The organism is Allopusillimonas soli, from assembly GCF_004153445.1.
Taxonomy (GTDB): Bacteria; Pseudomonadota; Gammaproteobacteria; order Burkholderiales; family Burkholderiaceae_B; genus Allopusillimonas; species Allopusillimonas soli.
On the sequence record NZ_SDQC01000001.1, the window covers coordinates 587,009 to 613,319 of the forward strand.

A 26,311-nucleotide genomic window follows, 5' to 3' on the forward strand; every position below is an offset into this window, starting at 1 on the left:
GCTATTGCTCGACAGACAGTCCTGCACGCTTGGCGACCTCTCCCCAGCTATCGTAGTCGCGGCGAATTTGCTGCCCAAACGCCTGCGGTGAGCTCGGAGACGGTACAAACCCCAACGCCCGGACACGTTTCTGAACATCCGCATCAGCCAATGCCTCGTGAATGTCCGCGTTCAGCGCCGACACCACATCCGACGGCGTGCCCGCAGGCACAACAACGCCGTACCACTCGGGCATCTTGCCAAGATCCGGGAAGCCTGCTTCCGCGGCGGTTGGCGCGCCTGGCAAAACTTCGTCAAGGCGATCCGGCCCAAACAGCACCAGCGCTTTGAGTTTGCCGCTCTTGACGTATTGGGAAATGGAGGCCGGGTTCGCCACCAGCAGGTCGATATTGCCCGCCAGAATATCCAACAGCGCGGGCGAAGCCCCCTTGTAGCCGACATGCAGCATTTTTATATCCGTCGCGTTCTTGAGCAGTTCGATAGTCAATTGAGGCGCGGACGAGCTGGTTCCGTAAGTCAGTTTGCCCGGCTTCTTCTTTGCCAGGTCGACCAGCCCGGCCAATGTCTGCACCGGCACATCCGGCCGGGCCACCAAGGCAAAAGGCTGTTGCGTGGCTCTGCTGACCGGCTCGAAGTCCTTGAATGAATCGAAGCCCGTATCCTTGTAAATATGAGGGTTGACGGTGAACACGCCCTGGTGCGCCAACAACAGACTGTAGCCATCCGCGGACATTTTGGCGGCATGCGCCGTGCCTATACTGCCCTGTGCGCCGCTTCGGTTCTCAACCACGATCTGCTGTCCCCACATGCGGGATAATTTATCGCCCAATATGCGCGCAAAGCTGTCCGTACCACCACCCGGCGGAAACGGCACCACCAGCCTCACCGGTTTGTCGGGATGGAACGCAGGGGCCGCTCCTGCCGCGGGCGTGCCGCAGCATAGAAGAAGGCCCAAAATACCAATGAATAATCTCATGACAGTATCCTTTCAAAAGCACATCAACCCGCCTGCCCGGGCAACCATGTAACAATCGCCGGAAAGGTATAGATAATGACCAGGAACAACAGCATCACAACCACAAACGGCAGCACGCCATAAATGATCTGCGTAAAGCGGATTTTTTCATTCATGCCATGCAGCACGAACAACACCATGCCCAACGGCGGCGTAATCAAGCCGATTTCTATCATCAGCACCAGGAAAATGCCGAACCAGATCGGGTCCATGCCCAGGGCCACCGCAATGGGGTAGGTTACCGGCAAGGTCATCAGCATCATCGCAATGGATTCGATAAACATGCCCAGCACCAAGTACGCCAGCGTCATGCAGGCCATGACCAGTGAGGCGGGCAGCTGCGCATCGGTGATCAGGCCCACAATTTCCCGGGGCAGCCGGATATAGTCGAATACCCAACTGAAAATCGACGCGCCAACGACTATCAGCAGCAGCATTGCCGTCACTGTTGCTGTGTCCAGGGCGATATCAAAAAGGCTGCGCAGGCTTATTCTTCCCTTAACCAGGCAAAGCACGAAGGCGCAGAGCGCACCCAAGGCGGCGGCTTCGGTGGGCGTTGCTATGCCCGCATACATCGATCCCAGCACAACCACAATAATGAAGGTGAACGGCACCATGCCGCTGGAACCAGCCAGCTTCTCGCGCATGGTGTAGGCTCGGCCGGCCGGGGCCGATCCCCGCCACACCACGGCCCACACAAGGGCCGTCAGCATGAACATGCCCATCAACAGCAGACCCGGCAGCATCCCGCCCATGAACAGATGCGTGACGGAGGCACCCACCGTGGTTCCGTAAATAATCATCGGTATGCTGGGCGGAATCAAGATCCCCAGCGTTGCGCCCGCACCGGTTATGCCGTATGTCAGCCGCGGGCTGTAGCCACGCTCGATCATCTCGGGGCAAGAGACCTTGCCCAAGGTCGCAGCCGTTGCCAGGCTGGATCCCGAAACAGCGGCAAATATGGCCGACGCGCCCGCGCTGGCATGGGCCAGGCCGCCGGGGGTGCGCCCGAACCATCGAATCAATGAGTCGAACATGCCCGACACGATGCCGCTGCGAAGCAGCAAGCCGCCCATGAAGATGAACATGGGCACGGCTGAAAGCGTAAATGTGTTTGTGCTGCTCCAGGCACGCTCGGCCAACACCGACAGCTGAGGCCGCGACAGCAGGAAATAAACGCCAAACATGCCTGCCAGGCCCAGCGCCACTGCGATGCGAATACCAAACAGCAACATGAACATCATGGCAGCCACCAGCAAGGCGCCAACCAGCACCAGCGACTGCCCACGCGCCAGCCAGAACAACAACGCCATGACGCCCATGATCGCACTGACCTGGAGTGTGGCTTTCAGGCCACTCCATGCGAGCATGGATGCCAGCAAGAAAACAACGATGACCACCGACCCCCAGTCCATGCGCCCGCCGGCAATGGACATCGGCAGGCGCCCGAGCAGGCAAAGCGTTGCAGCCATCGCAAGGACGAAAACAGGCACCGCCCAGCGGCGACCGTTATTCGCTGGAGGCTTCAAACGGTATATGTCCAGCAACAGCGACAAGGCATATATGCACAGGCCGATCGACACCGACAGTTCGGGAATCCACTGCGGTGTGGACAGCAAGCCCCAGTCGCGCGTGTCGTTCACATATTCGCGGACGTTGAAGGACACCATCTGCCACGCACAAATCGTGACAAAGAGAAGCCCGCACCACTGGCTGACCAACTCGACATTGCGCCGCTGCCGTTCTGCCAGGCGATCAACCCACAGTTCCACCTGCACGTGGCTGTTGCTGGCCTGCGCCGCACCCAGTCCCAGAAACACGACAGCCACCAGCAGATAGGTGGAAATTTCAGTGGCCCAGGAGGTTGGCTCGTTGAAGAGCGAGCGCGAACCAATCTCGTAGCACATGATCAATGACATCGCGACCAAAGCCAGCCCGGCCAGCGTCCCGCCCGCGCGAACAAGCCGTGCCATAACGCGTATCGCGACAAAGTCATTGGCATCCGATAGCGGGTACAGGGTGGCGCCCGATGCCGCTGGCGCGCCATAAGCTGGTGCATCCTCGAGGACTTCTTTCTCAACCATATTGTCTCCTGATAGCGAGCAGCCGATTGTCCGGTTCCGCCCGTGCCGCTTATGTCGCAGCTTCGTTTTCGTGTCGCTCACCGCAACCGTACATGCTGCATGGATGGCCAGATTAAGAGGCAATGTTTCTTAAATCATTGCAGTGTATCTATGCATATTGTATTATCGAATTATGCAATGACCAGAAATTTTTTGCTGGCCTTGCACAACACTGAGTCATCCGACGTTGTTCGATGCTGCAACGCCACAACCTCCCCCATTTTTAAAACATACGAGAACTGGAGAAGACAATGAGAGGCTCCCTACAAAGAAACGGCACGCCTGCCCACGGTGCCGCAGTCGGCCAGGCTCGCCTGGCCACAAAGCTGGCTGGGGCTATGCTTTGCCTGGCCGGATTGGCCATGACACCCGCTGCCTGGGCGCAGGAATTCGATCTGACCATGTCGGTGATCACTTCGCCTGGAGACGGCTATTCGATCCTGACGCAGTCGGTGCCCGACCGGGTGAAAAAAGCCACCAACGGGCGCGTCAGAGTCACCGTCAGCGATTCCCTTGTGCCACCAGCCCAGATCGCCACGGCCATCCGCGAGGGCCGGGTCGACATGAGCGCGGCGCTGCACACCTATCTCGCCGCAGACGAGCCCCGCATGGGCATATTCAATCTCCCGGGCCTGATCAACGATGTGAAGGAATACAAGAAAGTAGGCGATGCTTTCTGGTTCGAAGACACCCGGAAAATATGGAAGGAAAAATGGGACGCCATCCTCCTGGCCAATGGCGTCTGGTGCACCCAGCAGCTCTTCTCGAAAGAGCCAATCAAGAAAATAGAGGATTTCAAAGGCAAACGACTGCGTGTTCATAATCCGCAAACCGCCGAAGTGGTCAATGCCCTGGGCGGAAAGCCCGTGCCCCTGCCCGTGCCCGAGATCTATCCGGCGCTCGAGCGCGGCGTCATCGACGGGCTATTCACATCCACTTGCGTCGGCAATGCACTGGAGTACTGGCGCCTGGCCAAGAATGTGCAGAACTGGAGCCTGGGCCCCCTGAACGGCTGGGCGATACTGGCCAATCCGGACAGCTGGAACAAGCTGCCGCCCGATATCCAGAAAGCCATCTCTGGCGTCATGGACGAAATTCAGCATGAAGCGTTCTCCCGCTACGATGAATTCGTAGGCAATGCCATGAAGGATATGGAGTCGCACGGGGTTACGTTCTGGGTTGCGCCCGAGGATGAGCGCAATCGTCTGATGCAGGAAAAATACATCGGCCCTTCATACGATGCCTGGTACAAGCGCGCAGAGGAAGTCGGGTTTGACGGTAAGGCCTATATCGAGCATGTCCGCCAGGTTCTCGGGAAGTCTTCGGGCGGCTGATATTTGTTTCGCCGCTACGCGCTAAACTAATGGCGCCCGCATGTTCCACCGGCTAGGCCAGCACGCTGGCGGAACATGCCTTACAGACCTTACCCATAAGTAGAGAAAACCGCATGAATGCCGACGACGCAGATGTTGATTTCAAGGTTCCCCGCGCTGCCGCGGTACTGCGGCATAGCGTCACGGACAGCATACGCAACGCAATTCTCGTGGGCCGTTTCCAGCCTGGCGAACGCCTGCCCGAGCGGGAATTATGCGAAATGACCGGGGTCAGCCGCACGCTGGTGCGTGAAGCGCTGCGTCAACTTGAAACAGAACGGCTGATCAAGGTCATTCCGCATCGCGGACCGATTGTGGAAACGGTGACACCCGAACAGGCCGACGGCATTTATCGGGTGCGAGAGGAGCTGGAAGGCCTGGCCAGCCAGCTCTTTGCCGAACGCGCCAATGAAAAGCATCTTGTCGCGCTCAGAAAGTCGTATCAGGCACTGAAGGAATCCCACACCCAGAAAGACGCCCTGCTGCAGTTGAAGGCGAAAAACCACTTTTACCAATGTCTGCTCGACGGCGCCGGAAACGAGGCGCTCACCAACAGCCTGAGACTGCTCAATTCGCAGATCATGCTGTTGCGTTCAATGTCGATGGGCGCGCCGGGGCGCGCGAACAAAAGCCTGGCCGAGCTGGGCGATCTGCTCAAGGCATTGGAAGCCAAGGACGCCAAGGCAGCGCGCAAGGCCGGGATCAAGCATGTGCGCAACGCTTCTCTGGTGGCCATCAAGCTGCTGCGCCAGAGTCAGGAAGAGGAAGACCGCAAGCAGGCCTGACGCGGCCTGACACATGCATAGGCCGGGCGTACTCGATATGCCGCCTGACTGTGGATACGTGGCTTCTGCCACCCTTCATATCGACAATACACTGCGTCATTCTTCTGCAAAAAGAACGCCCTATTCTGTGCCAAATAGGCGCTCAACAATCGTTAATACTATAATACAATTATATTGTATTTACTATTGCCCGTAGAGCCATAGAATAGCGGAAGAACCGCCGCGGCGCGGCAGTCACCTGCGGCAATAATTAAAGAAGGGAGACACCATGAACGCGCAAGAACCCGCTCCGTTTGAACTCTATGCCGTCCGGTATGCGCGTCACAGCGGCCGCAAGGCCCAGGACAATTACATAGGCGGCGGCGACTTCCACGATGCTGAATCGGACCTCGAGTATTTTGTATGGGTGGCGCGCCGTGGCCGCGAAACCTATGTCATCGACACCGGCTTCGAGGAGCAGGCGGCCATCGAGCGCGGGCGGACGCTGCTGATACCGGTGCAGGAAGCGCTTTCTCTGGTCGGCGTGGACAGCCAGACTGTGGAGAATGTCGTCATCACGCACCTGCACTACGACCACGCAGGCACCCTTGAGCGGTTTCCGGCTGCACAGTTTCATATCCAGGACGCCGAGCCCGCGTATGCCACCGGCCGCTGCATGTGCCACCCGGTGTTGCGCCACCCGTTCAATGTCGACGATATTGTCAGCTTCGTGCGAAAACTGTACAGCGGACGCGTCACCTTTCATCGCGGCACCGCGGAACTTGCGCCCGGCTTGACGGTGCACCTGGTCGGCGGCCACACCGCCGGGCTGCAGATCGTGCGCGTGTGGACCCGGCGCGGCTGGGTGGTCGTTGCATCGGACGCCACCCATCTATACGGCAATATCAATCGCCGCATTCCCTTTCCCGCCGTATACAACGTGGGCGACATGCTTGAAGGGCACCGCCTGGTGCGCGAACTGGCCGATTCCGAAGATCACATCATCCCGGGTCATGATCCGCTCGTCATGCTTCGCTATCCCGCTCCATCGCCAGCCCTGCAGGGCAAGGTTGTCAAACTGGATGTGGCCCCAACCAGCGCCGAAGACTGAATCCCCTTCCGACACACACCGAGAGAAACCATGTTATTGGAGAACAAGTGCGCACTGGTTACCGGCTCCGTGGCCGGGCTGGGCTACGGCATTGCTGACAAATTGGCCAGCGAAGGCGCAAACCTTGTCATCCATGGGCTTGAGGAAGACGCGGCCCAAGAGGCCGCTGCCCGCCTGCGGCAGGCACATGCGCGTGGCGTGCTGGTTCATTGTGCCGACCTGCGGCAGGTGGATCAGATCGAAGACATGGTGCGGGCGGCCAGCCAGGAATTCGGCAACATCGACATCGTCATCAACAATGCCGTCGTCCGGCATTTCCTGCCCACCGAAGCGCTGTCAGCCTCGCAATGGGACGAATCCATGGCTGTCAATCTGTCCGCCGCCTTCCACACCGCGAGGCTCACGATACCCGGCATGCGGCAACGCGGCTGGGGCCGCATCATCAATATGGCGTCGGTCTACAGCGCATCGGCGACGGTCAACCGGATAGGCTACGTCACGACCAAGACCGCGCTCGTGGGCATGACCCGCGCTATCGCCCTCGAAACCGCAACCAGCGGCATCACCTGCAATGCGGTCTGCCCAGGCACGGTACCAACGCCCGCCATCGTCGATCGCATTGCGGACATCGCCCGAAACAAGGGCATCCCGGAAGAAGAAGCCACGCGCGACTATCTGGCACAGCGCCAGCCCACGGGCAGGTTTGTTGCGATCGAAAGCGTCGCAGCCATGGTGGGCTTTCTGTGCAGCGATGCGGGAAACGATGTGACAGGTTCTGTTTTACCCATAGACGGCGGATGGACGGCGGCCTAGCGCCGCCTTCGAAATCCACAACAAGGAAAAATCAACCAGGAGCAGGCATGAATGCAAACAAGGAAACTGCGCTAGGCTTCGTGGGCCTGGGGCGCATGGGCGCCCCCATGGCCGAGCGGCTGCTGGCGGCAGGCTATGCGCTGACAGTATTCGACACCAACCAGACGGCGCTTGCGCCGCTGCTTGAAAAAGGCGCCGTACGCGCTGACTCGCCCAAGGCCGTGGCGGATGCAGCACCCATTGTCCTGATGTCCCTGCCCATGCCGGACATCGTCACCGAAGTGGGTTTGGGCAAGCAGGGCCTGATCGAAGGCAGCGCGGTGCGTATTGTCGTCGACTTGTCGACGACCGGACCGGAAGGCGCCAGGAAGCTGGCCGAAGGCCTGGCCACCCGCTCCATCGAAGCCATAGATTGCCCCGTAAGTGGCGGCGTTGCGGGAGCGGCGAAAGGCACGCTTGCCCTGATGGTTGCGGGCGCCGAGTCCGCCTACGAGGAAGTGCGCCCTGCGCTGGATCAGCTTGGCAAGCAGTTCTATGTGGGTGTCAAACCAGGCATGGCGCAGACCACCAAGGTGCTGAACAACCTGCTCTCGGTTACCGCCCTGATGGTCACGTCCGAAGCGCTGGTCATGGGTGCCAAGGCAGGCCTTGACCCGGACATACTGGTGGACGTGATCAACGCCGGGTCCGGCCGATCCAATGCCTCAGAGACCAAGATTCCCAACTTCGTGCTGTCGCGCAAATTCAATTTTGGGTTTGCCCTGGGCTTGTCCGCAAAAGACATACGCCTATGTATGGAGGCTGCCGAGCAGCTGGGCGTGCCTATGGCTGTCGGCCAATCGGTGCGCAGCTTCCTGAATACGGCCGCCGAGCGGCTCGGAAGCCAGGCAGATATGACGGAAATGATACGCGTCATCGAACAGGAGGTCGGCGTCGAAGTGCGCGGCAAAGCCGCCGGACAGGCCGCCTCGTGAAAGACGCGGCTGTCGTAACGGGCGGGGCGAGCGGCATAGGGGAAGCATGTGCACAGCGCTTTGCGGCGCTGGGGCATGCCGTTGCCATTCTGGACGTCGAAGACGACAAAGGCACGGCGGCAGCGGCGCGGATCAACGATGAGGGCGGTCACGCACGCTTTTATTCCTGCGATGTGGCCGATGCGGACGCCGTCAACGAGGCTGCTGAGCGCATCGCGCAGGACATGGGCCCGGCAGCCGTTCTTGTGACATCCGCGGCATTGATACCCGACACCGAAGCCATACTCGATATGGACATGGCACGGCACGAGCGCATGTGGCAAGTGAACTACCACGGAACGCTGCATGCCTGCATTGCGTTCGGCCGCCAGATGCGGGAGATGCAGCGCGGCGCCATCGTCACGCTGGGCTCCATCAATAGCATGATGCCCCTGCCGCTGCCGGCCTACAATCCTGGCAAGGTCGCCATTGCAAGACTGACCCAACTGCTGGCGGTGGAACTGGGGCAACATGGCGTGAGAGTCAACAGCGTCGCGCCCACCTATGTCATGACCGAAGGCTTGCAGGACAAGATAGCCTCCGGGTTACGCGATGCGGGGAAAATCATGGCGCCACACGCGCTGGCCACATTGCCCAACGCCGTCGACATAGCCGATGCCGTCGCCTTCCTGTGCTCGGACCAAGCCGCCTGCATCACAGGCGTACTGCTGCCTGTCGATGCCGGTTGGGCGGCGGGCGTCAGCTACAAGAGCTATGCAGGGGGCGTTCCATGGGATCCGCCCTCATAGTGCCAGCATTCGCATCAGACTGCCGACCCATCCCACAGACTACTCTTCCTTGAAAACCTCGCCAGCCGCGGCGTCTATCACCTTCTGGTCCTGTGCCAGGCGCTGCGCAAACTCCTGCGGCGAACTGCCCACCGGCGTCAGGAGCAAGGGCTTGAGCACCTTCAGTACCTCAGGCGCATTCGCCGCCTCGTGGAAGCCTGCGGCGATCTTGGTCTTCACATCCTCTGGCGTGCCGGCGGGCGCGAAGAGCCCGTACCAATTGTTGCTGAACGCCACATCACCCAGACCGGCTTCGGCATAGGTCGGCACATCCGGAAGCTCAGCCAGGCGCTTGTCGCCGCTGACGGCCAATATGCGCAAGTCTCCGGACTTATGATGAGAGAGCACCGACGATGTCCCCGTGACCAGGGAGGTCACATGGCCGCCAATCACATCATTCACCGCCGCGGATGTGCCTGCATACCGCACATTCGTGACTTTGCCGCTCAAACCCAGGGAAGCCATCATGCCCGAGCCCACCATCAGCGTGAAGGGTTCCCCGCTCGCCCAACTGCAGTTGTTCTTTTCATCTGTGCAGAACCGCTTGTAATCTTCCACGGTCTTGATATCAGAGCCGCCCTTCACAACGAGCGCCGTTGGCCCTGTTGCCATCATGGTGACCGGCGTAAGCTGCGTCAGCGGGTCGGTTTTCAGGGATTTGTTGGTGTACTTGAGCATGGCGATCGCGGGAATCGACACCAGCAGGGTGTAGCCGTCCGCCTTGGCGCGAATGGTGTCGTTGGTGGCGATCAAGCCATCGGCGCCCGGCTTGTTCTCCACCACGACCGACTGGCCCCATAGCTTGGACAGATGCCGCGCCATGGCACGCGACACATTGTCACTGCCGCCGCCCGGCGAATATGGCACGATGATAACCACCGGCTTCTCCGGATACTTCACGGTGTCGGCCTGCGCGGCCGCGGCGGTCATGAGCGAGAGGCAAAGCCCCATCGCCAACGTCTTTATCCTCATTTTCTCTCTCCTGATGCCTGCATGCGCAGGTCTGATTGAATGCGGTGCCGGTCTAGCCCGCATCCGCGTATTTCCTTTCCACGGCCACGGACTCGTCCAGGCCCACGAATCGGTTGAAGTCCTGGAAGGACGTGATCTGGTCCGCGATGGCGTTGGTGGAACACCCTTCGCGCATGAAGGTCTCCATCATTTCCTTGACCGCCTTGTGCATGGCGAACATGGGCTCGATAGGACAAATGGCAAACCCAAAGCCCAGTTCTCCCACTTCCTTCAAGGATAGAAACGGCGTTTTGCCGGAGCGCGCCATATTGAAAAGAATCGGCTTGCCCAAAGGCTTGAGCCTCCTGCCGATTTCCTCCAGCTGTTCCATGCTTTCGGGGGCGTCGGCATAGAGACCGTCCGCCCCCTCCTCCGAGTAGGCGGCAAGGCGGTCCAGCGCATCCTCCAGGCCGTTCACAGCAATCGCATCCGTGCGTGCCACGATGAAGAAATCGGGATCGCGCCGCGCATCCAGCATCGCGCGCAGTTTGAGTCGCATTTCCTGCTTGGATATGAGTTGCTTGCCCGAAAAATGACCACACTTCTTCGGCAACGCCTGATCCTCCAGGTGCAGGCAGGACGCTCCCGCCTCTTCCCAGAGCGCCATGGTTCGCTGTACATCAAGAATGCCGCCATAGCCGGTATCCGCATCGGCAAAGACCGGCACAGTCGAGGCGCGGCATATGCGGCGAATATGCTCGAACATTTCCGTCTGAGTAAGCACGCCGATATCGGCCTTGCCGGCAATAATGGCGGAGGCTGCAAAGCCGCTGACGAAAATGGCGGGCGCTCCGGCCTGCTCCGCCAGCTTGGCTGTCACCGCATCATGCGCCCCCATGCAGACGAACGGCCCCTGCTTGAACAACTGCCGAAACTGGGCGGAACGAGGATTCATATACCTTTCTTCCTTAATCAATAAAACTGGCTCACGCCTGCTTATTTAGCATTCAATAATACAATCCTATAGTATTCTAAATTAAGCTGCAATAGTCATGAAAGAAAACAGGATGGCCAGGCAGCATCGCGACCGAGAATTGGACGGCACGCGGCCAGGCCAGCGACAAAGAAAAAGCCCGGCCGAATGATCAACATCCGGCCGGGCTTTTGTCGTCGCCGCGGAATCAGGAAAAGCGCGTCATCAAGCTTCTGAAAAACCCTTCAAATGCCTTTCATCAGCATGACTGTTCCGCGCCAGCTAGCGCTTGAACCCTCCAAAACCACCCTTGCCCATGCCTCCCAGGCCTTTCATGCCGCCCATGGCGCGCATCATCTTGGACATGCCGCCCTTCTTCATCTGCTTCATCATGCCTTGCATCTGGTCGAACTGCGTCAGCAGGCGGTTCACATCCTGGACCGGCACGCCGGCGCCAGCCGCAATGCGGCGCTTGCGTGAGGCCTTGAGCAGCTCGGGCTTGGCGCGCTCGGCGGGCGTCATGGCATTGAGAATGCCTTCCTGGCGTCGCAGTTGCTTGGTGGCCTGATCCGTCTGCAACTGGCCCGCCGCCTGGGCAAACTGCGCCGGCAGCTTTTCCAGCAGCGAGCCCATGTCGCCCATTTTCTTTACCTGTTGGAGCTGCTCGCGGAAGTCGTTCAAATCGAAGCGATTGCCCGACTTGAGCTTGGCCGCCAGCTTCTGCGCCTCGGCGACATCGATATTCTTTTGCGCCTGCTCCACCAGCGAAACAATATCGCCCATGCCCAGCACGCGCTGCGCCATGCGCTCGGGATGAAAAGGCTCGAGGCCGTCCAGCTTTTCCGACACCCCCACGAATTTCAGCGGCTTGCCGGTCACATGCCGTACCGACAGCGCCGCGCCGCCCCGCGCATCGCCGTCGAGTTTAGTGAGCACCACGCCTGTGAGCGGCAAGGCATCGGCGAAGGCCTTGGCCACATTCACCGCATCTTGGCCCTGCATGGCATCCACCACGAATAGCGTTTCGACGGGATGAAGCAGATCGTACAAGGCGCGGATTTCGCGCATCATGGCCTCGTCCACGCCTAGACGGCCCGCCGTATCGACAATCAGCACATCGTAGTGATGGCGCCGCGCATGATCGAGCGCGCCGCGCGCGATGTCTTCGGGCTTGCTGCTGGTATCGCTGGGCAGGAAGTCGGCCTGTACCTGTGTTGCAACGGTCTTGAGTTGCTCGATGGCCGCGGGGCGATAAACGTCGGCGCTGACGACCAGCACTTTCTTTTTGCCCGTCTTGCGGCCATTGTGCACATGTTGACCGTCGAGCAGCCACTTGGCCAGCTTGCCGGTGGTGGTGGTTTTCCCCGCCCCCTGCAAGCCCGCCATCAGGATAACGGCCGGCGGCTGGGAGGCCAGCGACAGTTCGCTAGCCTCAGGGCCCAGATCGCCGCCCATGAGGGATGTCAGCTCCTTGTGCACGACCCCTACCAGCGCCTGGCCGGGATTCAGACTGCCGACGACGTCCTGGCCTAGCGCTTTTTCTTTCACACGGGCAACGAAATCGCGCACCACGGGCAGTGAGACATCCGCCTCCAGCAGGGCCATGCGCACTTCGCGCAACATGTCCTGCGTGTTGGTTTCGGTCAAGCGCGCCTCGCCGCGCATGGTCTTGACCACGCGCGACAGGCGTTGAGTGAGATTGTCGAGCATAGGGATGTATCGCTTAAACTAATCAGATTCGTCCGTAATCCGGACTAAAATAACCCAGGTCGGGGCTGTGCCCCCGGTTCGCAACCATACCCAGGGGACCATGTCTGCAGGCATTGTATTTCACTTGCTGGCCGCGCTGTCTTACGGCGTGCTGGCCATCGCGCTCTGGCGACCCCTTGCCAAAACACAGGAAGGCAGGCAGATCCGCGCCGGCACCGTGCGCCGGGTGTGCCTGGGCGGCGCCATCGTCCTGCACGGCGTCGCCCTATCCCAGGCCATTACCCCCAACCATAGCCTATTCCTGGGCTGGATGCTTGCGCTTTCGGCCGCCGTCTGGCTGGGCCTCATCGTATTCTGGCTGGAAAGCCTGGTCATGCGCATAGATGGCCTGCTGCTCATCCTCCTGCCAGCCGCCACCCTTACCACGCTGCTGGCCGCCGTCTTTCCGGGCGGCCACCTGGTGGATCATGCCCATAACGAGTTGCTGCGCATCCATCTGCTCATTGCCCTCATGGCCTACGGCCTCATTACCGTGGCCGCGCTGCAGGCCATGCTCATGGCTGCTCTCGATCGCCAACTGCACCGCCCCGTCGAGGCGCAAACCAATCGAGGCCTGATGAGCCGCGCACTGGACTCCATGCCACCCCTGCTCATCCAGGAGGTCCTGCTGTTCAGGCTCATCTGGATCGGTTTTGCCATCCTTACCCTGACCATTATCACCGGCGCGGCGGTCTCCATGAAGCTGACAGGCAGCTTCATGCCCATGGACCACAAGACCGCCTTCACCCTGTTGTCATGGATCACTTTCGGCGTGCTGCTGGCCGGCCGCTACACACGCGGCTGGCGCGGGCCCGTCGCCCTGCGCTGGACGCTGGTTGGCTTTGCCTTCCTGCTGCTGTCCTATACAGGCAGCCGCTTCGTGCTGGACGTCATTCTGCATAGGGGTTGAGGTGGGCAAACTACTTTTCTGGATCATTGTCATCATTGGCGGCCTGCTCGCGGCACGCCTGATCGCGCACAACCAGGCACGCCGCGCCATGGAAGCGAAGCGGCCGCGCGCGCCATTGGCCAAATCCGACACATCCGAGGCCATGGTGCGCTGCGCGCACTGCGGCATCCACCTGCCGCGCTCGGAAGCGGTACTCATGAATGGCCAAACCTGGTGCAGCCAGGAGCACGCCCGCCTGGGCGTCAGGCAATAGGGGCGCGACGTGACGCATCTGGTGCTGGATCGACACGGCTGGCTGCGGCCCAGCCCCGGCGTATCACACATCCCATCTCCCAACCACGACCTGCGGCCCGGCAACGACGACGCCACGCTCCTGATCATTCACAATATCAGCCTGCCACCGGGCAAATTCGGCGGCTGCGAGGTCGCCGGGCTGTTCACCAATCAGCTCAACTATGCCTCCCATCCCTGGCTGGAGCGCCTGCGTGGCCTGCATGTCTCGGCTCATTTCTTTGTGCGCCGCGACGGCAGCATCATCCAGTTCGTGCCTACCGTGAAACGCGCATGGCACGCAGGCGTGTCCTTTTTCCAAGGGCGCGAGCGCTGCAATGATTTTTCGCTGGGCATAGAACTCGAAGGCACAGATACCCTCGCCTATACCAATGCCCAGTACGGCACACTGGCAAGCCTGCTGCCGGCCTTACGCGCACGCCATCCCTTGCGGGCGGTGCGTGGCCACGAGCACATCGCGCCGGGCCGCAAAACCGACCCAGGGCCCGCTTTCGACTGGCGGCGCTTCAGAACGGAAAACGCCCTACCCGCGCGCTGGATGCCACCGGGCATCTAGTCCTCAAGCCACCGTGTCCAGCCTGAGCAGTTCCGCGTAAACACCGTTGTGCCGCAAGAGCTCGTCATGGCTGCCGGATTCCGCCAGGCGCCCATGCTTGAGCACCAGGATAAGATCCGCATCCCGCACGGTGGACAACCTGTGCGCAATGATCAGCGTGGTACGACCGCGCATCAGCGAAGACAGCGCCTCGCGAATCTGCGATTCACTCAGGGTATCCAGATGCGACGTGGCTTCGTCCAGCACCAGAATCGGTGCGTCCTTTAGAAAGGCCCGCGCAATAGACACCCGCTGACGCTGGCCGCCCGACAACTGCGCCCCGCGCTCCCCCACTCGTGTGCGGATGCCGTGGGGCAGCGCATTCACCACGGACGACAACGCCGCGCGGTCTATCGCCAGCCACAGATCGGCGTCGCTTGCATCGGGGCGCGCCAACCTGATGTTGGCTTCCAACGTATCATTGAACAGATAGGTGTCCTGATTGACCAGGGCCACACGCTCACGCAGATCGTCCAGCCCCATTTCGCGCAAATCCATGCCGTCGAGCCGAATAACGCCCTGCCGCGGATCCCAGAAACGTAGCAGCAGGCTGGCCACCGTACTTTTCCCCGCGCCCGATGGCCCCACCAGCGCCACCACCTTGCCGGCCGGAATCGTGAAGCTCAGGTCAGACAGCACATCGGCCGATCTGCCCGCATAGGCAAATTCCACGCCATCGAACGTCACCGACATTCCCTGCCGGCCCGCCTGCGGCGCCGCCTTCGGCCCATCCTTGACCGCCTCCTGTGCATGCGACACCACATGCAGGCGCTGCACGGCGGCAAATGTATCGGCCAGTTGACGGCTGACCTGCGAAATCTCCGATACGGGCAGGAATGTTGCCACGGCCACAAGCACCAGCAGCGGCGCCATGGCGGGCGGCAGTTGCCCTGCCGATGCCTGCTGTGCCGCCACCACTGCCACGGCCAGGCCGCCCAGCCCCGCCGCCACTTCGAACCAGGCATGCTGCGATGCCAGGCTGCGCAGCAAAGCCAGACGGTGCGCGCAATAGCGGCTGCCCACCTCCATCAGACGCGCGCGTTGCCGCTGCGTGGCCTGCAGTACCCTCAGCTCGGACAGGCCCTGTATGCTGTCCGCCAAATGCGCGCTCATTTCCCCCATCCATCGGCTGGCGTGCCCGCCAAGTCCATCGATATGCGCACGCCTCAAGAAGGGAGACAGCATGGCATAAAGCAGAAAGGGCAGCAGGGCCAATGCCACCGGCCAGCTGTAATAGAACAGAAAACCCAACACTGACAGCGGCACCACGATGGAAACAATGGCCGGCGCAACCGTGTGCGCATAGAAGTACTCCACCACCTCCACATCCCGCGTCGCCAACGAAACCAGGTCGCCTGAGCGCCGGTGCTGAAGATATGCCGGAGCCAGCCGCTCCAGCTTGTCGTAAAGCTTGATGCGCATATCGGCCAGCAGGGAATAGGCCATGGCATGGGCCAGCCAGGATTCCAGCCAATGCAGCAAGGCAGCCATGGGCGCGCATATCAGCAAAGCCAATACCACGCCCGAAGGAAACTCGCCCGCGCGCACGTCAGCCACCACGAGCGCGCTGAGAACGCCCACGCCGATGAAGGCCGAGACCCTCGCCAAGCCCAACACAATGGTCAAAGCCAAGGAGCCCTTCCAGGGCGCGATCAAAGCAAGCAAGGTGGTCAGCGCATCGCGCCAGGACACGGACTTGGCTTGCTCGGCCAGAGACGCACTGTCTGGGTCGGACGATGCCGCGTAGGTTCTGGCGGCCGCCTCGGGCCGCGCCTCGCCAATGCCCGTTGCCTGCGTCCCGGCGGGCCCAAGCGCTTCGCCGCTACCTTCCTTTGTCTCCGAGGCCTGTTCGCCGCCGCTCATATCAGGCGTGCTACGCCCACGCCGCTGCGCCTGATCATGCATGAGCCGGTAGTAAAGGCCGCGCTGCGCCATCAAGGCCGTATGCGTACCCGCCTCGACCACCCTGCCCTGGTCCAGCACCAGACAGCGGTCGGTTGATAGAACACTGGCCAGGCGGTGGGCCAAAATCAAGGTAGTGCGCCCCGCCATCAGCCGATTCAGCGCCTGCTGAATGGTCGCCTCATTTTGCGTGTCGACCGACGACAGGGCTTCGTCCAGAATCAGAATCGGCGCATCCCGCAGCAGGGCCCGCGCGATCGCAAGGCGCTGACGCTGCCCGCCAGACAACTGCAGGCCCCGCTCGCCTATCTGCGTGTCGTAACCATCGGGCAGCGACATGATGAAGTCATCAAGATTCGCCGCCTGAGCCGCGCGGCGCATCTGCGTGGACGAAGCGTCGGGCCTGGCCATGAGCAGATTCTCTGCGATCGAACCATGAAAGAGCGTGATGTCCTGACTGACCACGGCAATACGCGACAGCAGCGTACTGGTATCCACATGCCGAATATCATGCCCGCCCACACGTATGGCGCCTGCCTGGAGCGTGAACTCCTTGAGCAGCAGGCGAACCAGGGTGGATTTGCCGGCGCCGCTCGGCCCCACAATGCCCACCCGCTCGCCAGGCGCGATCTTGAACGAAAGCGCCTGGTGCACAGGTTCACGGCCCGCATAGCCGAAGCGCACAGCATCGAACTCGATGGATGGCTCCAGCGCCTGCGTGCTTGCGTGCGCCGGCGATGCCGACGCCTGGTCGTCATCCGCCTCGCCCCTGGCATCAAGCAACGCGTGAATACCCGCGGCCGCCGACTGGCCCAGCATGCCCTGGTGAAGAATCGCCCGCAGGTCGCGCAGAGGACGAAAAATCTCCGTGCCCGCCATCAGCACGATCAGGAGCGCCTCCATGCTCATCTGACCTGTATATACGCGCCAACCACCCAAGGACACCGCCGCCGCGGAACCCAGCGCAATACCCAGGTCGGTAATACCACGCGTCAGCACACTGACGGCCAGCACCCGAAATGTGTTGGTGGACAAGGCGCGCGCCCGCCGAGCCAGCCGCTTGCCCCAAGCCTTGCCTTGGCCGAAAGACTTGAGCGTCGGCAGCCCCTGGCACCCATCCAGAAACTCTTCGCCAAAAGCCTTCAGCGTTTGCGCGCGCTCCAGCGCTGTCCGCCGATCCAGCCGATGTACCGTGGCCGGCCCCAACAAGGACACAAGCGCCCCCGCCAGCAACACCGAAGCCGTCGGCAAGTCCCAGAAGGCAATGACCGCGAAAATGGCGAACGGCGCCACGATGGAAATGGCAAGCTGAGGAAGGTATTGGCCAAAGAAAGTCTGCAACTGCTCCACGCCGTCGACCATGCGCAGCATGATGTCGCCCGTGCGTTGGCCGGTGAACCACGCGGGCCCCAATGCCACCACACGATCGTAAAGCCGCAAGCGCAGTGCCTGCTGTATGAACGCCGCACAGCGGTTGGCCTGCACAGTGCGCCTGTCATCCAACCATGCGCGGGCCAGCACGGCCAGCGCAACCCCCGCAACTGGCCAGACCCAGTCCTGCCAGGGCGTGCCGTCCATCACTCGCACCAGCAACTGGCCCAGGAAAACATAACGCGCTATGCCGCACAGCAAGGCCAGCAGTCCCAGTGCGGTGCCACCCAGCATGCCGGCACGCATGCCGGCCGTCATGAGCCAAAGTCGGAAATCGAAATACATGAGGGGCGCCCCGCAGCAAGAGATTCAGTGTTGCGCGAGCCCCCACTATAAACCGGAATGCCAAGGCCTGACCCGGCCCGAAGCTGAACCTATTGAGGCTGGAATCCCGAGATCTCCACCACTTTCTTCCATTTCTCGTAGTCGAGGCGGGAGCGTTTCGCCAACTGGCCGGGGCCCTCGCCCACCACCTCGATACCTTGGGACAACAGGAACTTCTCCATGTCCGGTGCATGCAGCACCTTGTCCAGGCTGGATGCAATTTTGTTCTGCAGCGCCGCGGGCATTTCCGCCGGGGCATAGATGGCAAACCAGATGATGGCCTCAAAATCTTTCAAGCCCAGCGCCTCCTGCACGGTGGGCACATCAGGCATCAATGGCGACCGGCTCGAGGACGTAACGGCCAATGCACGCAGACGGCCATTCTTTACCGGCTCAAGCGATGTCATGATCACATCAAGCATCATGTCCACATGGCCACCCAGCACGTCGATGAGCGCCGGGCCGCTGCCCTTGAAGGGAATATGGTTGAGCTTGATGCCCGCCTCATAGGCGAAATACTCGCTGCCCAGGTGGCTGGACGTGCCCGGGCCGCCCGACGCATAAGTAATCTCTCCGGGCTTGGACTTGGCCAGTGCAATGAACTCGCCAAGCGTTTTTGCGGGTACATCCGGATTCACCACGATCAGGTCGGGTATGGTGCCAACCATCGTGATGGGCGTAAAGTCCTTGAAAATATCGTAAGGCAGCGACTTGAAGACGCTGGGATGGATGGCGTGGGTGGAGATGGTGCCTATCATCAGCGAATAGCCGTCCGCTGGCTGGCGTGTCAGATATGATGCGCCTATCGTACCGCCCGCGCCCGCCTTGTTCTCGACCACAACCGGCTGTCCTATTTCCTTGCCCAGTGCTTCGCCCACGCGGCGCGCAACGAGATCGGTGGACCCACCGGCCGCAAACGGCACGATCAAATGCACCGGCTTGTCGGGCCAGGCGGCCACGGCGTCCTGCGCGAATCCGGGCTGCATCGACATGCACCCAAGCAGCGCTGCCGCCGCAGCCTTGCAGATAAACCATTTTTTCATTTCTTCTCCCATCCTTCCAATGGTAATGTCACAATCTTGTTGTATGCCGTGCCGCCGATGTCGAAAACCAATGGTATGTACATCGACCTGAGCAGTCCACAAGCTCTCACTTATAGGCCTATAGACGACACTATGCGCCCCACCGACCTGCACCTTCTGCCTCATTTCGACGCGCTCATTTCCTTGCAAAGCGTATCGAAAGCGGCCTCGCAAATGGGCATTACGCAGCCTGCCATGAGCGCCGCGCTCAGCAAACTGCGCCACATCTTCGGCGACCCGCTGCTCACGCGCAGTGGCAACCAGTGGCGCCCCACAGCCAGAGCGCTGGCATTGCATCAGACCTTCCGGCCCATGCTCGATGCATGGCAGATGGAAACCACCCCAGCGCAGGATTTCGACCCATCCACCGCCCACAAAACCTTCAACCTCTACGCCACCGACTACATACAATTCGTCGTCATGCCGCCGCTGCTGGGAAAACTTCGCAGCGTAGCGCCGCACATCAAGCTGCAGCTGCTGCCGCCCCGCCTGCATGGCGGCCAGGAAATGCTGGCCGAAAACCATATCGAACTGCATATCGGCCACTATCCGGATCCGCCCGAAAGCCTGCGCGCCCGCTTTCTCTTCGAAGAACCACCCTGTTGCCTTGTCCGATCGGATCATCCCCTGCTAATCCAGGAATGGAATCTGGACACCTTCCTGGCCTACGAACATATGGATGCCGTAGGCTACATCGGCTACTTCAACAGCCAGCTGGATGCCCTGTTGCGCGAACAAAACCGCAGCAGACGAGTGGGCGTCGTGCTATCGAGCTATCTCGCCGTTGCCTTTGTGCTGGCTTCATCCGACATGATTGCCACATTGCCCGCCAGCGTGGGCCGAGCACTCGCGCCGCTCAGCGGCACCATCGCTCTGCCCGCCCCTGTACCGCTACCGCCCCTGCGCATCTCCATGTTCTGGCACGAGCGCTATCAGACGGATCGCGCGCACAGCTGGCTGCGGCAGTACATCTCGCGTGAACTGGAAACGGTACGGACGGGCACGCTGCACGATGCACCTTGAGGCGCAGACATCCGCAGCCAGCGCTAGCTGTCGAGAGAGACCGCCGGCAATTCGCTTACTGCTTCATCCGCCAATTGACCTCCATACCACTTGCTGGCAGCCTCCGCGCTGATTGCACCGTCCGCCAGATCGCGCAGCACATCTGCCTTGGCGCGCATGTCCGGCATGCCGACACCTCCCCCGCCGGGCGTCTCAATACGTATGCTCTGCCCCGGTTCAAGCACGATGCTCGATGCCTTGGAAGGCAGCGTCCTGACAGTGCCGTCCACCTCGCGCAGCGACATGGCGGCGCGCCGGCCAGCCTGAGCGCCAAGCGCGCCGCTGGGTTCGCCGACCAGGTGGGAATCAGAACGCGCCGTAAACACGATGCCGGGCGCCAGCGATGCAATCTGCCTGGCCAAACCCATGCCGCCACGATACCGGCCCGCGCCACCCGAATCCTGCACATAGCCGTACTCCTCGACACGAAGCGGATACTCATTCTCAAGCGCTTCGACCGGCAAATTGGACGAGTTCGTCATGTGCACATGTATGCCATCCATGCCATCTCCATCCGCGGTCGCGCCCGAACCGCCACCGACGGTTTCCAGATACACATACTCACCGGCGCGGCGCGGATGCTTGCCCGAAAATACAATAGCCGGGCAGACATCATTGCCCGCCCCCATGACCTGCGATTCCGGCAGCACACCGCGAAAAGCGCCAAATATCGCGCCAGCCACCTTCTGCGCCGTGATTGATCGCGCTCCAACGGCGGCGGGCAGCTCGGGATTCACAATGCTTGCAGGGGGCAACTTCACGGAAATAAGCTCGAACAGCCCCGCATTCGCGGCCAACTCCGGATCCAGCAACGCCTTGACAGCGTAATACACGCAGGCATTCAAGGCATTGAAGGGCAAATTCATTGCACCTCGGGCCTGCGGGCCCGAGCCCGAGAAATCGAACACCAGGCGATCGGCTTGCACAATGGCCTTGACGCGAATCGGCACGGGCTCGCCGTCGCCCAGCCCATCATCATCCAGCCAGTTCTCGAACGTATAAGAACCCGGCTTGAGATCACCGATACGCTTGAGCAAGCGGTTCCGCGTGTAAAGAATGATGTCGTCAACCGCCTGCAGCGTCTTCTCCAGCCCCATCTGCTGGATCAATCCCTTGATGGCCGCACTGCCCCGGTTATTGGTGGCGATCTGCACCTTCAGATCCAGCGTGCGTTCCTCCGGATCCCGCGTATTGTTTGCAATCAGGTTGAGCAAATCTTCATCAAGCACGCCTTGACGCACAATACGGATCACCGGCAGGCGCAAACCCTCGGCGAATATCGAACGCAGCCCACCCGCAATGGATCCCGCCACCACGCCACCGAAATCGGAATGATGGCCAACGTTGGCCGTGAAGAACACCAGCCGCCCCGCCTCGAATACGGGTGTCACGATATTGACGTCTGGCAGATGACTGCCCGCCGCCAGATACGGATCATTGCAGATAAAGGCATCGCCGTCGCTGATGTCCTCCAGCGGGTAACGCGCCAGCACCGTCGCCACGGCACCATTCAGTGAACCCAGGTGCAACGGAATTTGCGTTCCTTGGGCCACAAGACGGCCTTTGCCATCGAACAGCGCCACTGAGCAATCCTTGCGCTCCTTGATGTTCGTCGAGAACGACGAACGCACCAGCGTATTGTTCATGTCCTCGGTAATGGACAAAAGCCTGTTGCTGAACACTTCCATCTCTATTGGGTCGCGGACCCGTTCCTGCCCACTCATCTTCCGCTCCTGCTCTTATGCTATATCGACAACCAGATTGCCGTAATCGTCCACCATCAGCGACTGGCCCGGCCGAATCACAGTCGTGGAACTCATTTCCTCGATTACCGCGGGGCCTTGTATCCGCACGCCTGGCGCCAGCGCGGCGCGCTTGTACACCTTGCTCGCACACCAGCCCGCCTGCGCCCCGAAATAGATATCCCGTTCATCCATGGGCTGGTTGTCACCCCGCGACTCCAAGCGCGCCAGAGGCGCCTTGCCAATTACACCCACCGCCTTCATGCGGCAGTTGATGATCTCTATGGCGCGCGTTGGCACCTTGTAGCCGTACTCCTTCTCATGCGCATCGTGAAAACCGGCTTCGAACGCAGCATGGCTGTCCGGCCCGACGTCGTCCATGGGCACCTGCACCTCGAAATTCTGGCCCACATAGCGCGCATCGATAATGCGCTGGTAGCGCCGGTCGGCCTCGGCCACATTCTCCTCGTCCAGCCACGCATCCGCATCCTGCTGCAGTTGCGCAAAGCGGCGCTCGATGCGCGGCCAGGCGCCGGCATCGATCAATGCGATCTCGCTTGCCACGAAGTCGAAGGAAATATCCGTCAACAGAATGCCGCGCGCGCACATGTTGCCCGGCTCCGGCGGAATGATCACAGTGGGGATGCCACACTCACGCGCCACGTCCAGGGCATGCAGCGGACCCGCGCCCCCATAGGCGAACAGCGCAAACCCCGCCAGATCGTATCCCCGTTCCGTTGACACCGACCGGATGGCGCGACTCATATTGGCATTGGCAATACGGATAATGCCCTCGGCAGCTTCCTCCAGCCCGATGTTCAGCGCATCGGCCACATTCCGCCGCAACGCCTGCTTGGCCGCATCCGCATAAATGGGCATCTTGCCATCCAGAACCGCCACAGGATTGAGCCTGTGCAGTGAGATCTGCGCATCGGTAATGGTTGGCTCCGTGCCGCCCACGCCATACCCAACCGGGCCTGGCACCGCTCCCGCGCTATGAGGTCCCACCTTGAGTGAGCCTGCATCATCTATCCACGCCAAGCTGCCGCCACCCGCGCCGATAACGTGAATATCCACCATGGGTGTCTTGACCGGATATCCCGCCACACTGCGGCTCGAACTGAACATGGGCTCGCCATCGGCAATCAGGGAGACATCCGTGCTGGTGCCGCCCACATCAAAGGTGACCAGATTGGGATAGCCAATTTTGCGGCCCACCATCGCCGCCCCCACCACACCCGCTGCCGGCCCCGACAGGCAGGTGCGAACCGGAAACCTGCGCACAGCATCCACCGACATCAGGCCGCCATTCGAATGAATGGTAAACGGCTCGTGCGCCACGCCCAGCTCATGCATGCGCTGCAGAAAGCGGCCCAGATAGCGCTCCATGTTCGGTCCCACCTTGGCATTGAGCGTGGTGGTGGAAAAACGCTCGTACTCGCGAAACTCCGGCAGCACTTCGCTGGAAAGGCAAATGAACGCATCGGGCATCGCCGCCTGGATAATGTCGCGGGCCCGCAGTTCATGAACCGGATTGCGATAGGCATGCAACAGGCAGATGGCCACGGCCGTCACGCCGTCGCGACGAAACTCGCCGGCTATCTGCCGCAACGCCTCTTCGTCCAGACCCTGCAGCACCTCACCATCGGCGCCCAGGCGCTCCGATACCTCCTTGCGCCAACGACGGGGCACAAGCGCATCCGGCTTCTTGATCCGGTAGTCGAAATTATGCGGACGCGTCTGGCGGCCAATATCGAGCACATCGCGAAAACCCCGCGTTGTAATCAACCCGCAGCGGGCGCCTTTCCCCTCGATCACCAGATTCGTAGCCACGGTCGTGCCATGACCGATGTGCCGGATATCGCTGGCCGGTACGCCATTGTTCTCGATCAGCTCCGAAATACCCCGATAAATCGCCTCGGAAGGATCCTGCGGCGTCGACGGCACCTTGTGAAACACCGTCTTGCCGGTACCGCCGTGCGCAAGCACAACATCTGTAAACGTACCGCCTACATCCACACCTACTCTATACATGGTTGATTCTCACATCACTGCCAGGAAGTGCAGCCATGTTAGAAGAGGCCAACCCTGAGCGCCACGGCAACAGGCTTTATAAGGTCATGCACTGCCGTTTATACCGCAGCGAAATCCTGCCACCGCCACTTGCGCCGCGCGGCGAGCCGGATACGACAAGAGCCGCTGTGTGCGGCTCTTGTCGGCATACCGAAGCGGATGTCAGCGACGCTGCATGGCTCAGGCGGACTGCCCCAGCAGCAACTTGTTCATGCGCTTCACAAAGCTGGCCGGATCCTTCAAACTTGCGCCCTCGGCCAACATGGCCTGATCCAGCAGCAGGAGCGACCACTCATCGAAATCCGCATCCGGCGCATCCTTCACCCGCGACACCAGCGCGTGATCAGGATTGATCTCCAGGATGGGTTTCACATCCGGCGCCTGCTGACCCGCTGCCTGCAACATTCGCTGCAGATGCGGACTGAGTTCATTCTCATCCACGACCACGCAAGCGGGAGAATCCACCAACCTGCCCGTAACGCGCACTTCCTTCACGCGCTCGCCCAGCGACGTCTTCAGCCGCTCGACCAGCGGCTTGAAGTTCTCGGCCACCTCGGCCTGGTGCTTCTTCTCTTCCTCGTCGGCCAGCTTGTCCAGATCGAGGCCGCCCTTGGCAATGGAGGCCAGCTGCTTGCCGTCGAACTCGCGCAGAAAGGACAGCATCCACTCATCGACGCGATCGGACATCAACAGCACCTCGAGCCCCTTCTTGCGGAAAATCTCCAGATGCGGACTGTTGGCCGCGGCTGCATGGGAATCGGCACTGACATAATAGATCTTGTCCTGCCCTTCCTTCATGCGAGACACGTAATCCGCCAGCGAAACCGACTGCACGGCGCCGTCGGCGCTCGTGGATGCGAAACGCAGCAACTTGGCAATGCGATCCTTGTTGGCCGCATCCTCGCCCACGCCCTCCTTGATGACTTGGCCAAACTGCTCCCAGAACAGCGTGTAGTCTTCCGCCTTATTCTCTGCCATATCTTCCAGCAGCGACAACACCCGCTTGGCCGAGCCTTCGCGTATCGCCTTCACATCGCGGCTTTCCTGCAGAATTTCACGCGATACATTCAATGGCAGATCCGCCGAATCGATGACGCCGCGCACGAAACGCAGATAGCCCGGCAGCAACTGCTCGGCATCGTCCATGATGAAGACGCGCTTCACATACAGCTTGACCCCGCGCTTGGCATCGCGATCCCACATATCGAATGGCGCATGCCTGGGCACGAACAACAACTGCGTATACTCGCTGCGCCCTTCCACACGGTTGTGCGTCCACGCCAGCGGATCGTCGTAATCGTGCGCGACGTGCTTGTAGAACTCCTTGTACTGCTCGTCGGTGATGTCGCCCTTTGCGCGCGTCCACAGCGCATTGGCCTGATTCACCGTTTCCCATTCCGTGGTCTTGACCTGCTGGGACTTTTCGCTGTCCCACTCTTCCTTCAGCATCTGGATGGGCAGCGAAATATGGTCGGAATACCGGCGCAGCGTCTCGCGCAGGCGCCAGCCGTCCAGGAAATCGTCCTCGCCATCGCGCAGATACAGCGTGACCGACGTACCCCGGTCCGCCTTCTCCACCGTGGTCACGGAAAACTCACCCTGCCCATCGGACTCCCACAGTATCGCCTCGGTTTCGGGCGCGCCGGCCCGGCGGCTCAGCACAGACACCTTCTGCGCCACAATGAAAGATGAGTAGAAACCCACCCCGAACTGGCCGATCAGTTGGGCATCCTTCTGCTTGTCGCCCGTAAGCTGCGAGAAAAACTCCTTCGTGCCTGAACGCGCAATCGTGCCCAGATTGGCCACGGCCTCCTCCCGGGACATGCCGATGCCATTGTCAGAGACGGTGACAGTGCGCTGCTCCTTGTCGTATTCCACGCGGATGCGCAGATCGCTGTCGCCCTGGAAAAGTTCTGGATTATCAATGGCTTCGAAACGAAGCTTGTCGCAGGCGTCGGACGCATTCGACACCAGTTCACGCAAAAAGATTTCCTTGTTGCTGTACAAGGAGTGGATCATCAAATGCAGCAGTTGCTTTACTTCCGCCTGGAAGCCCAGGGTTTCCGACGAAGCGACGTTAGTTTCGGTTTGACTCATTGTTGACCACATATAAGAAAAAATTGTTCAAAAACAGTGCATTAGCGAAAACCAAGTGGGGAACAGAAGCTCAACCCTGTAGCTACGCCATCGGCACTGGAGGGGATATGGGGGCAGTGCGTCGGATTT

20 protein-coding genes are annotated in these 26,311 nt (G+C 60.7%); 10 read left to right on the plus strand and 10 right to left on the minus strand.

The genetic code is table 11. The annotated features are described in order from the left end of the window. Window position 1 precedes the first annotated feature (1 nt). Window positions 2-976, minus strand: coding sequence for a Bug family tripartite tricarboxylate transporter substrate binding protein (locus ERD78_RS02805; protein WP_129967738.1), 975 nt, complete (start codon window positions 974-976; stop codon window positions 2-4). 23 nt (window positions 977-999) lie between these two features. Continuing rightward, window positions 1,000-3,099: a TRAP transporter large permease gene (locus ERD78_RS02810; RefSeq protein WP_129967739.1), complete on the minus strand. Its 2,100-nt coding sequence runs from the start codon at window positions 3,097-3,099 to the stop codon at window positions 1,000-1,002. 377 nt (window positions 3,100-3,476) lie between these two features. On the opposite strand from ERD78_RS02810, the gene ERD78_RS02815 reads away from it, so the two are divergent. The 6 genes from ERD78_RS02815 to ERD78_RS02840 all read left to right on the plus strand — a co-directional run bounded on the left by ERD78_RS02815 (window position 3,477) and on the right by ERD78_RS02840 (window position 8,961). Further along, window positions 3,477-4,472, plus strand: a complete 996-nt coding sequence (locus tag ERD78_RS02815; RefSeq protein WP_306669768.1) for a TRAP transporter substrate-binding protein — start codon at window positions 3,477-3,479, stop codon at window positions 4,470-4,472. Window positions 4,473-4,585: 113 nt separating this feature from the next. Next, window positions 4,586-5,296 carry a GntR family transcriptional regulator gene (locus tag ERD78_RS02820; RefSeq protein WP_129967741.1) on the plus strand — a complete coding sequence of 237 codons (711 nt, stop codon included), beginning with the start codon at window positions 4,586-4,588 and terminating at the stop codon, window positions 5,294-5,296. 268 nt (window positions 5,297-5,564) lie between these two features. Then, on the plus strand, window positions 5,565-6,386 hold the full coding sequence (locus tag ERD78_RS02825) for an N-acyl homoserine lactonase family protein (protein ID WP_129967742.1): 822 nt from the start codon (window positions 5,565-5,567) through the stop codon (window positions 6,384-6,386). A gap of 30 nt (window positions 6,387-6,416) precedes the next feature. Beyond that, window positions 6,417-7,199, plus strand: coding sequence for a 3-hydroxybutyrate dehydrogenase (locus ERD78_RS02830; protein WP_129967743.1), 783 nt, complete (start codon window positions 6,417-6,419; stop codon window positions 7,197-7,199). Between the two features lie 47 nt (window positions 7,200-7,246). After that, complete coding sequence (locus tag ERD78_RS02835) at window positions 7,247-8,173, plus strand: NAD(P)-dependent oxidoreductase (protein WP_129967744.1); 927 nt, start codon at window positions 7,247-7,249, stop codon at window positions 8,171-8,173. After that, window positions 8,170-8,961: an SDR family NAD(P)-dependent oxidoreductase gene (locus tag ERD78_RS02840; RefSeq protein ID WP_129967745.1), complete on the plus strand. Its 792-nt coding sequence runs from the start codon at window positions 8,170-8,172 to the stop codon at window positions 8,959-8,961. The genes ERD78_RS02835 and ERD78_RS02840 overlap by 4 nt, the downstream gene beginning before the upstream one ends. Before the next feature lie 39 nt (window positions 8,962-9,000). Here ERD78_RS02840 and ERD78_RS02845 read toward each other — a convergent pair whose 3' ends face one another. From ERD78_RS02845 to ffh, 3 genes are all read right to left on the minus strand, one after another. Then, window positions 9,001-9,972, minus strand: coding sequence for a Bug family tripartite tricarboxylate transporter substrate binding protein (locus tag ERD78_RS02845; RefSeq protein WP_167668820.1), 972 nt, complete (start codon window positions 9,970-9,972; stop codon window positions 9,001-9,003). A 52-nt stretch (window positions 9,973-10,024) separates the two neighbouring features. Beyond that, window positions 10,025-10,906 (minus strand): isocitrate lyase/PEP mutase family protein, encoded by an 882-nt coding sequence (locus ERD78_RS02850; protein ID WP_129967747.1) that lies wholly within the window; start codon window positions 10,904-10,906, stop codon window positions 10,025-10,027. 300 nt (window positions 10,907-11,206) lie between these two features. Beyond that, on the minus strand, window positions 11,207-12,634 hold the full coding sequence (gene ffh / locus ERD78_RS02855; protein WP_129967748.1) for a signal recognition particle protein: 1,428 nt from the start codon (window positions 12,632-12,634) through the stop codon (window positions 11,207-11,209). Between the two features lie 100 nt (window positions 12,635-12,734). Between ffh and ERD78_RS02860 the strand changes: the two genes are divergently transcribed. Genes ERD78_RS02860 through ampD form a run of 3 tightly spaced genes read left to right on the plus strand, consistent with a single transcriptional unit; the run spans window position 12,735 to window position 14,430 of the window. After that, window positions 12,735-13,583: a cytochrome C assembly family protein gene (locus ERD78_RS02860; protein WP_129967749.1), complete on the plus strand. Its 849-nt coding sequence runs from the start codon at window positions 12,735-12,737 to the stop codon at window positions 13,581-13,583. A 1-nt stretch (window position 13,584) separates the two neighbouring features. Further along, the gene (locus ERD78_RS19705) at window positions 13,585-13,836 is read left to right on the plus strand and encodes a PP0621 family protein (protein WP_167668794.1); all 252 of its coding nucleotides are present in this window, start codon (window positions 13,585-13,587) and stop codon (window positions 13,834-13,836) included. A gap of 9 nt (window positions 13,837-13,845) precedes the next feature. Continuing rightward, window positions 13,846-14,430, plus strand: coding sequence for a 1,6-anhydro-N-acetylmuramyl-L-alanine amidase AmpD (gene ampD / locus ERD78_RS02865; RefSeq protein WP_129967750.1), 585 nt, complete (start codon window positions 13,846-13,848; stop codon window positions 14,428-14,430). 3 nt (window positions 14,431-14,433) lie between these two features. On the opposite strand, the gene cydC is transcribed toward ampD, so the two are convergent. Continuing rightward, on the minus strand, window positions 14,434-18,087 hold the full coding sequence (gene cydC, locus ERD78_RS02870; RefSeq protein ID WP_129967751.1) for a thiol reductant ABC exporter subunit CydC: 3,654 nt from the start codon (window positions 18,085-18,087) through the stop codon (window positions 14,434-14,436). 89 nt (window positions 18,088-18,176) lie between these two features. After that, window positions 18,177-19,169: a Bug family tripartite tricarboxylate transporter substrate binding protein gene (locus ERD78_RS02875; protein ID WP_167668821.1), complete on the minus strand. Its 993-nt coding sequence runs from the start codon at window positions 19,167-19,169 to the stop codon at window positions 18,177-18,179. Window positions 19,170-19,226: 57 nt separating this feature from the next. Here ERD78_RS02875 and ERD78_RS02880 point away from each other — a divergent pair, with 57 nt between their 5' ends. Beyond that, window positions 19,227-20,231, plus strand: a complete 1,005-nt coding sequence (locus tag ERD78_RS02880) for a LysR family transcriptional regulator (RefSeq protein WP_209019934.1) — start codon at window positions 19,227-19,229, stop codon at window positions 20,229-20,231. A gap of 23 nt (window positions 20,232-20,254) precedes the next feature. On the opposite strand, the gene ERD78_RS02885 is transcribed toward ERD78_RS02880, so the two are convergent. The 3 genes from ERD78_RS02885 to htpG all read right to left on the minus strand — a co-directional run bounded on the left by ERD78_RS02885 (window position 20,255) and on the right by htpG (window position 26,182). Next, entirely contained in the window at window positions 20,255-21,994 is a 1,740-nt protein-coding gene (locus ERD78_RS02885) for a hydantoinase B/oxoprolinase family protein (protein WP_129967754.1), read from the minus strand. Window positions 21,995-22,009: 15 nt separating this feature from the next. Beyond that, window positions 22,010-24,046, minus strand: coding sequence for a hydantoinase/oxoprolinase family protein (locus tag ERD78_RS02890; RefSeq protein ID WP_129967755.1), 2,037 nt, complete (start codon window positions 24,044-24,046; stop codon window positions 22,010-22,012). Window positions 24,047-24,265: 219 nt separating this feature from the next. Beyond that, entirely contained in the window at window positions 24,266-26,182 is a 1,917-nt protein-coding gene (gene htpG, locus ERD78_RS02895) for a molecular chaperone HtpG (RefSeq protein ID WP_129967756.1), read from the minus strand. Window positions 26,183-26,311 lie beyond the last annotated feature (129 nt).